Here is a 13,773-nt window from a genome sequence, read left to right as displayed (position 1 = left end):
TGCTTCTTGATGGGTTCTTGCTTCTATTTCGTTAAGTAAAATTTTTTATTTAAGCGTTTTGAGGTAATCTAGTGCGTCTTGCACATTTGAGACTGGTACGATCTTCATGTCAGTCCCTAGTTTCTTCGCAGCTGCTAAAGCTTCTTGATAATTTGTTTTGATCGAAGGATCAACTTCTTTTTCTTCCTTCGTGATTTCATCCTCTGGTGCAAAAAAGATTTCTACACCACTTTCACTTGCGCTTGCTACTTTTTTATCGATACCACCAATGCGGCCAACGGTTCCGTCACTGGAAATCGTTCCAGTACCGGCAATATTATGCCCTTTACGCAGGTTTTGCTGCGTCAATTGTTCGTAGATTTCTAATGTGAACATCAAGCCTGCTGATGGTCCACCGATATTTCCTGCATCAATAACAATATCTTGATCTGAACTAATTTCCGTATGGTCAACTAACGAAATGCCGATGCCGGCTTTTTTATTCGATGGCAATTCAATCAGCGATCCGGTTGCTTCTTTTTCTACATCATCTTGGAGATACGTCACTTGGATCTTATCACCGACTTTTTGACTTTGAACATAATCAATAAAATCTTGACTGTTGTCAAATCGTTTTCCATTGACAGCTACTACTGTATCACCAACAGAAATTTTTCCTTTGAAGCTAGAGTTGGATTCTACACCCATAACATAAACACCTTTATAGTTCATTGTGTAGGGAATATCTGCTAGCTTCAGTGCTTGCTCAATGGCACTATTTTGAGAGGATTCCATGTAGTAACGTTGGATCCGATTGTACTCTTCATCCGTTGCACCGCCAAAAAGTTCTTCTTCAGAAACCAAGTCTTGAAATTGATTAAATTTACTGCCAATTGCCGTAAAAACGGTTGCCTGCCGAATACCGACACTGGTCAATGAAAACGAGCCATCGTTTTGATCTTTTTGGTCATTGACTGTAATTAGTTCTTTCAAATTGATCGTTGCCCCAGGCTGTTCAATATAATAAGGGATTGGTAAAAAGGCACAGGCGGCAACTACTAATGCTGCAACAAGTAATAAGGTATATTTAACGGTTGATTTAAGATTCATGAGCATCACGCTTCTTTACGATTGCTTGGTAAATATTTGGTGGTAAATAGGCTTCCACATCGCCACCGAAATGCAAGATTTCTTTTAGCAAACTTGAACTAATATAACTGTATTTGGCATTTGCCAATAAAAAGACTGTTTCGAGCGTCGGATCTAAGTGGTGATTCATTTCCATGATATCTCGTTCGTACTCATAATCCTTGACACTCCGAATTCCTCGCAGTAAAAATTGGGCACCCATTTTTTTGGCAGCCGTAACGGTCAATTCCGTCTCTTGCGCAACAACGCGAACATTCGGGACATGCGCTAGTGCCTCAGTGATCAATTCCACTTTTTCGCCACCGGTAAAGAAGTTGACTTTACTAGTATTCACAAAGACACCAATGATCAATTCATCAAAAAGGGAAGCTCCCCGTTCGATCAGATCTACGTGACCAGCAGTCAATGGGTCGAAACTGCCCGGAAATAATGCTATTCTCTTCATCTTATCCCTCATTTCTATAAATCGTGACTGCCGTAATCCCATAAACCTGCCGTCTACTTTGGACCAATGTGCCAATCCTCTCTGGCAAATCCACTTCTTTTGCTGTTTCGCAAACAATGACCGCATGAGTTGCCATAAGATCCGCTTGTACCATTTGTTCCAGCTGCAAAACCAGCTCTTGCTTCGCATAAGGAGGATCCAAAAAAATATAGTCGAACTGCTGTTGAGTGCCCACAAAGTCTTTTAGGGCTTGTTTGGCATCCATTTTTAAAACAGTAAACTTTTCGGGCTCCTTTGTGATGCCAATATTTTCTCGAATAATCTTAATCGCTGGATAACTGCGATCGACACAGATGGCATGTGCGGCGCCGCGAGAAACAGCTTCAATAGCTAATCCGCCACTGCCCGCAAATAAATCCAATACCAAGCCGCCATCTAAATAAGGACCAATCATATTAAAAATCGATTCTTTCACTTTATCGGTGGTTGGCCGGGTATTATCCCCGCTTAAGCTCTTCAATTTTCTTCCTCGATAATCTCCTGCAACAACACGCATATGCGTTCCTCCAAAGGTTCTATAATTTCTTAAAAAAGTATTCCAGTGACCGTCATCTTTTTGAGCAACAAAAATGGGTGCGATTGGCACCCAAACTTTTGTTATACATTTTCTGCCAGTCGAATCGTCGTATTTTTTTCTTCCACATCAAATCCATCATCACTCACTTGATATGCTGCGTCAGTGCCGATTTTTTCCGCAAAATTCATCTCAACATCTGGTCGATATGAAGGTTCCACTTGCCGTACGAAATGAAATTGTTCGATTTTATTTTTTTTCATTTCATAGTCTTCTTCATTCAAGTACATGACCACATATTTCATTTTGCGTGACACATAATGGACAAATCCGAATCTGCGTAAATTTTTTAATTGGCGTAAACTATAGACCCATACGATCAGTCCCCGTCGTTTTTGGATCTCAAACGTTTCTTTCGTCTCCTCTTGCATGACAACTTCCTCCACATGTTGATTTCGATTGAAAAAAAGGACTTCCAGCGTCCACTTTGACTTCCTCTGAGAAACAATCAGCTATCGACACTGTGATCTCATCAAGCAAGACTTGCAGCTGGTTTTCACTGTGTCGAAATTCTCCGACTTGAGGATTCAAATCAAGTGCCCTTTTGGCTTTGCGTAATGCCCGCTGCTGTTCTTTATACCCGGGAGCAAACGTGCCATAAGCAGCTATTTTTTCAAAATCGGTCTTTTTATGTACAAATGAATCAATTAATCCCAATACTTCTTGGTCTTGGTACATCGCCTTCTTGTTGTAACAATAAGAGCGAAACAACTGACTGTTCTTGATACTGGAAATTAATTGTTCAATTTGGTCTTCAATTGCATATAAATGGTCATTATAAATCATCTGATGTGCTATCCTCTGTGTGTTCATTCTCATCTTCTTGGATTAAGACTACCATATTTGCTTTAGAAAAAGCAATTCCTATCTTCTCAGGGGTTTGATTCGATAAAACATTGTAAACCGAAGGATCACTATACCATGATAAAATCGTAAATGTCGGATCGTAGACAGGTGCTTCAAAGATGGAAGAAACGGTTGAAATTTCCTTTTCCTTTAAAATATCCTGCCATTCTTCTTGGGTCAGAGTGAAGGTGCTGGTTCGTTCTGCTGTCAATGCTTTTTGATAGGCATGAATCCGTTGAGATGTTAAGTGATCCGAAAGATTCTCCGTGATTTCTTGAAGGAGATCTTTGGCTTCACTATGAGTATCTAAAGCCATCCCAAAACTTTCCAGCTCTTTTTGATCACGCATTTTTTGGATGATCACGAAAGCTAACGTTTCTTTTTCAAGAGCAGCTGTTTCTTGGTTCACTGTTTGAGACTCTTGAAACAGCGGCAGCTCCCCTTCTGTTAATTGATAAGGAGACAGCTTCAATAATGTCGTTTGATCCAGATAAGTGACTGCTGCTAATTCCGATGTCGTTTGATCAAAAAACAAAACCGCGAAAGTGCCATTGTCAAACGCCACTAAGGGACGATAGTTCATATCTTGTTCCATAAGTTCAAAACTCACTGAACGATCATTTTGACTCAATGTAAAATTCGGATAGATCATCGTAAGCTCTGTAAGATCTGTCATTGTCATCCCAATCGAAAATGGGGCTAAGGATGCGCCGCCCTGGCCAATCACTTTGATTGCCTGAACACTTTCGCCGTCGGTGTTGATTTCGAGATATTGTTGATCATCTAGGTGATTATATACGCGAACTTCAAAGTCATATCCTGTGCGATACGTGCGTATCGGCGAGCCAAAATCTTCTTCAAAATCAGAAAGAGGTTCACCGATCGCTTTTGCTAAGCCATCTGCTTTGATTGGTTCATAATTCAAATTGGTAGGCGCTTTTACAGGATTATCAAAAAGAGGTCTTGAAGGAGAAACCCGCTGAAAAAATACTGGCTGCAGATAGACGACGACCAGCGCCAAAATAAACAAGCAGCAAAATAAAATTCCTCTACGTTTCATCTTCAAGACCTACTTCCTACTTCTCTTTGATTTCGATCAGCAAATCACCTGATGTGATGGCTTCTCCTTCTGCAACATAGACGTGTTCTACCACACCTGAGAAACGAGCTTCGATCGCTGTTTCCATCTTCATCGCTTCAGTTACTAGAACGGTTTGTCCTTTCGCTACCCGATCCCCTTTTTTGACTAATACTTGTAGAACAGAACCTGACATCGTTGCACCAATTTGTTCTTTATTTGTTGGCTCAGCTTTGCGTTTTGTTTGAACGGAGCTGATGATCGAATAATCTTTGACTAAGATCTCCCGACGTTGTCCATTCAAGTTAAAGAACAACGTGCGGTTGCCTTCAATATCTGGTTCGCCGATTTCATCCAAGCGGATGATCAAGATTTTCCCTTTTTCAAGTTCAACATTGATCGTTTCACCTAATCGCATCCCATTAAAGAATGTTGGTGTATCTAGGACCTTGACGTCGGCAAACTGTTCATATGCTTTTCGGTAGTCTAAAAAGACTTGCGGATACATCAAATAGCTCAATACTTCTTCTGTTTTAGGCTGGTAGCCGATCTTTTCTGCTAATTCGGCTTTGACTTTTTCAAAATCTACTGGTTCAGCAAACGCACCAGGACGTTCTGTGAATGCTGGCCGACCTTTCAGAATGATCCGTTGTAATTCTTTTGGAAAACCGCCGACTGGTTGACCTAGTTCACCTTGGAAGAAAGTAACGACTGATTCTGGAAAACTTAAGGTTTCACCTTTATCATAAATGTCTTGTTCAGATAACCCGTTTTGTACCATGAAAAGAGCCATATCGCCAACCACTTTTGATGATGGCGTGACTTTGACGATATCACCGAACATCATATTGACTTCATGATAAACTTCTTTGATTTCGTCCCATTTTTCCCCAAGTCCCACTGCTTTTGCTTGTTGTTGCAGGTTCGAATATTGACCACCAGGCATCTCGTGTTTATACACTTCTGTCTGAGGAGCATTCAACCCATTCTCGAAAGGATGGTAATACATACGAACATCTTCCCAGTAATGATTCAACTGCTGGATATTATCGACATTAATTTCTGGACAACGTTCGCCGTTGACTAACGCATAGTAAAGGCTACTCATACTTGGCTGGCTAGTTGCTCCACTGACTGCAGACATAGCAACATCGACAATATCGACACCCGCTTTGGTTGCGGCAGAGTAAGTGATGATGCCATTGCCACTTGTGTCGTGGGTGTGCAGATGAATTGGTACATCAATACTCGCTTTCAGTTCACTGATCAAGCGATACGCCGCTTGTGGTTTCAGCAATCCTGCCATATCCTTGATCGCAATGATATGTGCACCAAGATTTTGCAACTCCTTGGCCATATCCTTATAATAATCGATCGAGTATTTTTGACGAGTCGGATCATTAATATCTCCGGTATAACAGATCGCTGCTTCTGCAATTTTGCCTGCGTCCCTTACTGCTTGGATGCTTTTTTCCATTTGCGGAACCCAGTTCAAGCTATCAAAAATTCGGAAGACATCGATTCCTTGCGCAGCAGATTCTTTGATAAATTCTTCTAACACATTATCTGGATAATTTGAATATCCCACCGCATTTGATCCTCGAAACAGCATTTGTAACAATGTGTTCGGCATTTTCTTACGAAACATACGCAGCCGTTCCCATGGATCTTCTGTCAAGAAACGGTAAGCAACATCAAACGTTGCTCCGCCCCACATTTCACTGGAGAATAGTTGAGGAATTCCCTCTTCTGTCAACGCAGCGATCTTCTTGAAGTCCTGGGTGCGAACTCGTGTAGCCAGCAAGCTTTGATGCGCATCACGGAAAGTCGTATCCGTTAGTAAAACATTTTTTTGCTGATTGATCCAACGAATGACACCATCAGCACCTTGAGTATCTAAAATGGTTTTAGCCGATACGAAATCAGGCAATGTCTCGATCTGTTGCGGGATTCTTGGATCATTATAAAATGGTTTTTTCTGTTTCTCGATTCCCGGAAAGCCATTGATCGTAATCTCACCGATATATTTCATTGTTTTATTTCCGCGGTCACGAATGCGAGGAAACTCAAACAATTCAGGAGTATTATCAATAAATGTCGTTTTCGCTTCGCCAGAACGAAATTGCGGATGAGAAACAACATTACGCATAAAGAGAATATTGGTTTTGACTCCACGAACCCGAAATTCTTTCAAGCAGCGCATCATTTTTTGAATCGCTTGATCAAATGTCGCTGCATGGGTACAAACTTTTACCAGCAATGAATCAAAATAGGGAGTTACAACGGCGCCAGCATAGGCATTACCAACATCTAGCCGAACGCCAAAACCACCAGGTGAACGATAAGTATCGATTTTTCCAGTATCAGGCATAAAGTTATTGGCAGGATCTTCTGTCGTTACACGACACTGGATCGCAACCCCTTCAAAGTGGATATCCTTTTGTTGCGGGATACCGATTTCTTTGTGCAAGTCTTTCCCTTGAGCAATCAAAATTTGTGTCGTTACAATGTCCAAGTTAGTGATCATTTCAGTAATGGTATGCTCTACTTGAACCCGAGGATTCACTTCGATAAAGTAAAAATTGTCTCCTTCTACCAAAAACTCTACGGTTCCCGCATTGATATACCCGACATGTTTCATCAACTGTACCGCAGCTTGACAAATTTTTTCTCGTTGGGCAGCATTCATTGATACACATGGAGCGACTTCCACCACTTTTTGGTGTCGACGTTGGACAGAACAATCTCTTTCAAATAGATGGACAACATTGCCATGACTGTCCCCTAATATTTGCACTTCGATATGTTTTGGATTACTGATGTATTTCTCTACATAGACTTCATCACTACCAAATGCCGCTTTCGCTTCGCTTTTCGCTCGTTCGTAACCTTCTCGGGCTTCTTTCTCATCGTGAGCGACCCGCATGCCGCGGCCACCACCGCCTAAGGCTGCTTTGATCATGATTGGATAACCATGGGTTTCAGCAAACAGCAAAACGTCATCAATAGTGTTGACGGGTCCGTCGGAACCTGGAATGGATTGGATACCAGCCTCGATTGCAGCTGTTTTGGCTTTGATTTTATCGCCAAAGATATCCAGATGGTGTGTCGAAGGTCCAATAAAAATCAAGCCTTCTTCTTCACAGCGTTGCGCAAACGCTAAATTCTCGGATAAAAATCCGTAACCGGGATGAATCGCTTCGGCACCGGCCTTTTTCGCGGTGCGAATAATATCTTCTATGTCCAGATAGGCTTCAATGGGGCGCTTGCCTTTTCCGACAAGATACGCTTCATCCGCTTTAAAACGATGGACTGAATATTCATCTTCTGCAGCGTAGATACCCACTGTTTTGATGCCCAACTCTGCACACGCACGGAAAACTCGAATCGCGATTTCTCCACGATTAGCGACTAATACTTTTTTCATCATACCACTCCATTCCATTGATCAATAATTCAAACTATATTGTTTCCTCTTTTCTTCTGCACTAATGTTCAAAATAAAGCCGATACAAATCGACAACATTAACAAACTTGATCCTCCTTGACTCAAAAAAGGAAAAGTGATCCCCGTTAACGGAATCAAGCCGGTGATCCCACCTAAATTGATAAAGATCTGTGACATAAATAATGTCCCGATCCCAATACACATCATGGAATTGAAGGAATCTCTTGATCGAATGCCAATCAAAAACATTCTTCCTACCATATAAAAGAGAATCCCCAACAAAACGATTGAGGGAATCAAGCCAAGTTCTTCCATCACGATTGAAAAAATATAATCGGTATGGGCTTCATTCAAGAAGCCTCGTTTTTGAATACTATTTCCTAATCCGCGACCAAATAATCCGCCATTGAACATGGCATAATATCCATTGACCATTTGATGTCCTGTATCAAATTCATCGGCAAAAGGATTGGTGAAAGCGGCAAATCGATTGTAGATATATTCAGGCAGAAATTTCCCACCTGTCAAATTGACAAAAGTAATCGCCAAAAAACTAAAGAGAACTGTGGCCCCACCTAATATCAGGGTATACACATAGTTTAATCCGCTAGCCAGCAAAACCACAAAAGCCAGCATGAAAATAATAACAGCGTTCCCGAAATCGGGATAGAAGGCCAAAATCACCGTATAAGCCAATACGATCGCCATTGGTCTTCTCACAGAACCCCAGAAGTCTTGCTGGATGCCCTCTTGGCGATAAGAGAATGTGACCGACAAGAACCAAATGATAATAAACTTTAAGTACTCCGCTGGCTGAACAGAGAATCCTGCAATCGAGAGCCAGCCCCATGCACCATTCCTTTTTTGGAAGAAAAAGGCGGCGATCAAAAGAAAGAAAATAACGATCATGGCAATTTGGACAAACTTCTTATTGCGAAAGACATCAGTTTTCATCTTGTACATGATCGTGATCATAATCAAACTTACCACCCAAAAAACGGCTTGATTGATCACATAAGCTGCTGAAGTAGTCGGTGGCTTTGCTGTCATTGCGACATATGAGGTCGAACTGTAAACCATCATCAAACCAGTTACGCATAAAATAAGGTAAGGTATTAAAATGCTATAGTCTAAAAGGTGTCTTTTTTTAACTTTTTCTGGCAAGATTATGCCTCCTTGCCGATTTCAGTAGATTTTTGTTCTTCATATACTTCGCTATACAATTGATTTAGGTCTTTTTCCAGATCTGCCATCAATTGTTGGCCAGCAGCATTGTCTACAATACCCAAGCGTGTTGCGAAAGCGACTTGTCGTGATAAGCCATACATTTGTGTGTCAACGACTTCCTCGAATGCTTTACACTGAGCAATACACAAACTATTTTCTTGATTGCGAATCAATCGTTTGATTCGTTCGGCATCCTCTAAAAGCAGATTCAATGCCATTTCTGAATCAATCTGCGCCATTCTGGTCCCCCCATTTCTTAGTTTCATTATTATAGCATATTCTATACCGATTTGGCACAGTAGGATGCCATAAATTCAACCGTAAATAACGAACATAATTTTTTTTTTGCTAACAAAAAAAGCGAATTATCGACTGATATAAAAAAAAGAAGTATTTTCATTCGTTTTTTTCTGTTTCATTGGGTTCCGCTTTGCTTTGTAAATCGTGAAACACGAGCCAATTGTGAAACATCCTTTGCGATTCTCTTAATAAGGAAAAAGACAAAAGATTGATCCAGCAGCCTTTATTGAAAAAAAAGAAGTGGAATTGTCCACATGTTCTTTTTTCCTTTCAAAAAAAGAACAGGAAGCGCACCGCTTCATGTTCTTTTGATTACTACTGTTTCTGCTTTTCACCGATAAAGCCATCACCGTTGATGTCCTCATCTGATAACCGTTCGACTTCTTTGATGAATCCCTGACTAAGTTCTTCGTAAGATTCTCCAACAACTGCGTCATCTGGAATTTGATCTAGGTTAGCAAAAAATTCAATATGATTATGCAAGTTGGTAAAGATCATCGGGGCATCGCCGCCGTATTCACCATCTAAATTGATCATCAAACGATCTTTTGCATCTGGCGCATCGACTTCCAAACGAGACGTTTTTGTATAGATCAAGCGTCGGTCATTGATATGTTTGCCACCGTTCATCATCAATGCAATCAGATGAACGATCTCAAAAATATTTGCCGTTTTCACTATGATCAGCGAAAATTTCCCATCGTCAAGTTTCGCATCCGGGGCGATTTGTTCAAAACCTCCCACTGAATTCGTCAATCCTAGGAAGAACATCGAAGCGCCGCCAATATATTCTCCATCGTCATATTTAAAGTGCATCTTGATTGGTTTGACTCGCGGCAACAATTCTGCGCCTTTAGCAAGATATGCCAAATAACCGAACACACTCTTCAACTCTGAAGGAACATCATAGGTCAACTCAGTCAGGTGTCCACCTGCAGCGATATTGATAAAATAATCCCGATCAGTTTTTCCAATATCCATTTTGATCGTTTGTTCCTTGAGAATGACTTCTGCAGCAGCCTTCACATCGTTTCTAGGAATCTTCAATGCACGAGCATAATCATTGGTTGTTCCGCCTGGGATGATCGCCATTTTGGGGCGCTTTTTTAGCGGAGCGATACCATTAACTACCTCATTAATGGTTCCGTCGCCTCCGGCTGCAACAACCAGATCAAATCCGGCTCTCCCTGCCCTACTTGCTTCATCGCGAGCAGAGAATGGGAGAGCAGTCGTCGCAAAAGCACTGGCTTCATAACCGGCTTTCTCTAAGACTTCTAATATATCGGCAAGATGTTTACGAATCAGTTCTTTTCCTGATGTTGGATTATAAATGACTCTGGCTCTTTTCATATTCCGCCTCTTATCGTTTTGCTAATTCTTCTTGAAGTAATTTGTTCACAACGCCAGGGTTCGCTTGTCCTTTAGTTGCTTTCATGATTTGTCCAACTAAGAACCCAACTGCTCGGTCTTTTCCGTTCTTGAAGTCATCAACAGATTGTTGATTCTTATCTAAGACTTCATTGATCATTGGCAGAAGTTGTGCTGGATCGGATAGTTGGATCAATCCTTTCGCTTTGACAACTTCTTTGGCATCGCCGCCATTGGTGATCAATTCTTTAAAGACTTTTTTCGCAATCTTAGAACTGATCGTTCCATCAGCAATCAGTTGGATCATTCCTGCAAGATTATCCGGCGTTAATTTGGTTTCTTCTAATTCCAATTTTTCACTGTTCAAGTAGGCCGAAACTTCACCCATCAACCAGTTTGATGCTTGTTTTGGTTCTGCCCCAGCATCGATGGTTGCTTCAAAGAAGTCGGACATTTCTTTGGTCAGTGTCAAGACCATTGCGTCGTATTCTGGCAATCCAAGTTCGTTGATGTACCGTTGGCGGCGTTTTTGTGGAAGTTCTGGCAATGTTTGCCGTACTCGTTCGATCCATTCGTCATCGATAACAAATTTAGGAATATCTGGTTCTGGGAAATAACGGTAATCAGATGATCCTTCTTTGACCCGCATCAAGATTGTCTTATTAGTGGTTTCATCAAAACGACGTGTTTCTTGTTGGATCTCACCGCCAGAAAGCAATACTTTTGCTTGGCGTTTTTCTTCGAAAGCCAAGCCTTTTTTGACAAAGGACATAGAGTTTAGGTTTTTCAATTCGGTTTTGGTACCAAAAGCTTCTTGGCCATAAGGACGTAAAGAGATATTGGCATCACAACGCATGGATCCTTCTTCCATCTTCACATCAGATACTTCTGTAAATTGGATGATAGAGCGCAAAGCTTCCAAATAAGCATAGGCTTCTTCTGGCGAGCGCATATCTGCTTCAGAAACGATCTCGATCAACGGCGTGCCCTGACGATTTAAATCCACATAGGAATAGCCGCCGATGCCATGCATATTTTTCCCAGCATCTTCTTCAAGATGAACCCGCTCAATACGGATTTTTTTCTTTTTGCCTGCTACTTCGATCTCGATCCAACCATCATGACCGATTGGTTGGTCAAATTGAGAAATTTGATAGGCTTTCGGATTATCCGGATAGAAATAGTTTTTGCGGTCGAAATGAGTATCTTTGGAAATTTCACAGTTTAACGCTAGTGCTGCTTTCATCCCAAATTCTAACGCGGCTTTATTCATCACCGGTAATACCCCTGGATAACCCCAGTCAATCACATTCGTATTGCTATTTGGCTCGGCACCAAAATGTGCTGGCGCCGGTGAAAAGATTTTTGAGTTGGTTTTTAATTCTACGTGGACTTCAAGCCCAATGACTGTTTCGAAGTTCATGCGTTATTCCCTCCTAAAATCACTGGTTTTTTCGTATGAAAATCAGTTGCTTGTTCAAACGCATAAGCCGCTTGATACATCGTTGCTTCATCAAAATGTTTACCAATGATTTGCAAACCGACTGGTAATCCTTCAGAAAATCCTGCTGGTACAGACATACCTGGCAATCCAGCCAAATTGACTGGAATCGTTAAGATATCATTCATGTACATTGTGATTGGATCATTGATATTTTCACCTAGACCAAAAGCAACGGTTGGAGATGCAGGACCAATAATCAAATCGTAATCAGCAAATACTTTGTCAAAATCTTGTTTGATCAATGTACGGACTTGTCCAGCCTTTTTGAAGTAAGCATCATAATATCCAGCACTTAATGAGAATGTCCCTAACATGATCCGGCGTTTTACTTCTTCTCCGAATCCTTCACTACGAGAATTGACATACACATCGTCTAGATTTTTTACGTTTTCTGAACGGTAGCCATAACGGATTCCGTCAAAACGTTGCAAGTTAGAGCTTGCTTCAGAAGAGGCAATAATATAATAAACGGAAACGCCATATTTAGAATGAGGCAAGCTGACTTCTTCGACTGTTGCTCCTAATGCTCGGAATGTTTCTGCCGCTTTCAACACAGCTTCACGGACACCAGGTTGAATCCCCTCACCCATATATTCTTTTGGCAGCGCAACTTTCATACCTTTGATATCGCCAGTTAACCCTGAAGCAAAATCTGGTACTGCTACTCCAGCAGAAGTGCTGTCTTTGGCGTCAAATCCACTAATGGCAGACAATGCCAGTGCATTATCTTTTACTGAACGAGTCATTGGTCCGATTTGATCCAATGAAGAAGCAAACGCAATCAGACCAAAACGTGAAACACGACCATATGTTGGTTTCATTCCTACGATTCCATTGAAAGAAGCAGGCTGCCGGATCGAACCACCTGTGTCACTCCCTAATGAGACTGGTACTTGCCCAGCAGCTACTGCAGCTGCAGAACCACCAGAAGAACCGCCAGGAACTTTGGTATGATCCCACGCATTCTTTGTTTTTTTGAAGTAAGAAGTTTCCGTACTTGCTCCCATGGCAAATTCATCCATGTTCAATTTACCGACTGGTATCATGTCTGCTTGGTAGACTTTTTCCATCACAGTTGCATCATATATTGGTTCAAAGTTAGCCAAGATCTTAGATGCAGCTGTAGTCAGTAGGTCTTTGGTCACGATATTGTCTTTGATCCCAATCGGAATCCCTGCCAAAACATTGCTTTCAGAAATACCCTTCTCATCAATTGCTTTGGCTAATGCCATCGCGTTTGACTCGTTCAATGTAATAAAAGAATCCACTTTTGGTTCAGTCGCTTTGATTTGCTCGAATGTCTCTGCTGCCAAATCGACAGCTGAAATTTCTTTGGCAACAAGCATGCCATGGAGCTCTTCCAAACTTTTACTTACTAATTCTGTCATTACGCACCGGCCTCCCCATTATCAATAATTGCTGGTACTTTAATGAAACCATCTTCTGATTCCGGCACATTACGCATCAATTCTTGTCGGTTCCAGCCTTCTGCTGCGATATCTTCACGCATCACATTGATTGTTTCAGCAACGTTTGATGTAAATGGCACACCTTCTGTGTCTACTTCCTCTAAGGTTTCTACCATATCAATAATTTTTCCTAGCTGAGAGGTAAACTCATGTAATTCATCATCTGAGAATGATAATTTTGCTAGCTTGGCAACGTGTTTGACTTGTTCTTCGCTTATCGCCATAAAATCCTCCTCTTTCTCGCATCCATAAAAATACGTTTACGTTTTTCCAATGTATTGTATCACTTTTCCAGCAAATCATGAAATACATTTTGAAAATTATCA

General features: G+C 41.2%; 13 protein-coding genes. All 13 read right to left on the bottom strand.

Going from position 1 to position 13,773, the window contains the following annotated elements; translation table 11 throughout:
* Window positions 1-45: 45 nt before the first annotated feature.
* Window positions 46-1,089 carry a SepM family pheromone-processing serine protease gene (locus ACTFWY_RS03525; RefSeq protein WP_021149767.1) on the bottom strand — a complete coding sequence of 348 codons (1,044 nt, stop codon included), beginning with the start codon at window positions 1,087-1,089 and terminating at the stop codon, window positions 46-48.
* Complete coding sequence (gene coaD / locus ACTFWY_RS03520) at window positions 1,079-1,573, bottom strand: pantetheine-phosphate adenylyltransferase (RefSeq protein WP_003126473.1); 495 nt, start codon at window positions 1,571-1,573, stop codon at window positions 1,079-1,081. The genes ACTFWY_RS03525 and coaD overlap by 11 nt, the downstream gene beginning before the upstream one ends.
* A 1-nt stretch (window position 1,574) precedes the next feature.
* A complete protein-coding gene (gene rsmD / locus ACTFWY_RS03515) occupies window positions 1,575-2,129 on the bottom strand; it encodes a 16S rRNA (guanine(966)-N(2))-methyltransferase RsmD (RefSeq protein WP_242387054.1) in 555 nt (184 codons plus the stop codon).
* A gap of 101 nt (window positions 2,130-2,230) precedes the next feature.
* Window positions 2,231-2,578: a YlbG family protein gene (locus tag ACTFWY_RS03510; protein WP_003126468.1), complete on the bottom strand. Its 348-nt coding sequence runs from the start codon at window positions 2,576-2,578 to the stop codon at window positions 2,231-2,233.
* Window positions 2,550-2,993 carry a YlbF family regulator gene (locus ACTFWY_RS03505; protein ID WP_003126467.1) on the bottom strand — a complete coding sequence of 148 codons (444 nt, stop codon included), beginning with the start codon at window positions 2,991-2,993 and terminating at the stop codon, window positions 2,550-2,552. The genes ACTFWY_RS03510 and ACTFWY_RS03505 overlap by 29 nt, the downstream gene beginning before the upstream one ends.
* A complete protein-coding gene (locus ACTFWY_RS03500; protein WP_103299802.1) occupies window positions 2,983-4,113 on the bottom strand; it encodes a CAP-associated domain-containing protein in 1,131 nt (376 codons plus the stop codon). Before ACTFWY_RS03500 ends, ACTFWY_RS03505 begins: the two co-directional genes overlap by 11 nt.
* Window positions 4,114-4,129: 16 nt before the next feature.
* A complete protein-coding gene (locus tag ACTFWY_RS03495) occupies window positions 4,130-7,558 on the bottom strand; it encodes a pyruvate carboxylase (RefSeq protein ID WP_252711921.1) in 3,429 nt (1,142 codons plus the stop codon).
* 21 nt (window positions 7,559-7,579) lie between these two features.
* Window positions 7,580-8,743 (bottom strand): FtsW/RodA/SpoVE family cell cycle protein, encoded by a 1,164-nt coding sequence (locus tag ACTFWY_RS03490; protein ID WP_003126454.1) that lies wholly within the window; start codon window positions 8,741-8,743, stop codon window positions 7,580-7,582.
* A gap of 2 nt (window positions 8,744-8,745) precedes the next feature.
* Entirely contained in the window at window positions 8,746-9,045 is a 300-nt protein-coding gene (locus tag ACTFWY_RS03485) for a YlaN family protein (protein WP_003126453.1), read from the bottom strand.
* 376 nt (window positions 9,046-9,421) lie between these two features.
* Complete coding sequence (locus ACTFWY_RS03480) at window positions 9,422-10,456, bottom strand: diacylglycerol kinase (protein WP_003126452.1); 1,035 nt, start codon at window positions 10,454-10,456, stop codon at window positions 9,422-9,424.
* Window positions 10,457-10,466: 10 nt separating this feature from the next.
* Window positions 10,467-11,897 carry an Asp-tRNA(Asn)/Glu-tRNA(Gln) amidotransferase subunit GatB gene (gatB, locus tag ACTFWY_RS03475; protein ID WP_003126451.1) on the bottom strand — a complete coding sequence of 477 codons (1,431 nt, stop codon included), beginning with the start codon at window positions 11,895-11,897 and terminating at the stop codon, window positions 10,467-10,469.
* Window positions 11,894-13,366: an Asp-tRNA(Asn)/Glu-tRNA(Gln) amidotransferase subunit GatA gene (gene gatA / locus ACTFWY_RS03470; protein ID WP_311828170.1), complete on the bottom strand. Its 1,473-nt coding sequence runs from the start codon at window positions 13,364-13,366 to the stop codon at window positions 11,894-11,896. The genes gatB and gatA overlap by 4 nt, the downstream gene beginning before the upstream one ends.
* Window positions 13,366-13,671, bottom strand: coding sequence for an Asp-tRNA(Asn)/Glu-tRNA(Gln) amidotransferase subunit GatC (gene gatC / locus ACTFWY_RS03465; protein WP_003126448.1), 306 nt, complete (start codon window positions 13,669-13,671; stop codon window positions 13,366-13,368). The genes gatA and gatC overlap by 1 nt, the downstream gene beginning before the upstream one ends.
* Window positions 13,672-13,773 lie beyond the last annotated feature (102 nt).

This window comes from Enterococcus sp. 125944 (assembly GCF_051909435.1).
In the GTDB taxonomy this organism is placed as follows: Bacteria; Bacillota; Bacilli; order Lactobacillales; family Enterococcaceae; genus Enterococcus_D; species Enterococcus_D gallinarum.
This window is presented reverse-complemented; position numbering and strand designations above follow the sequence as displayed.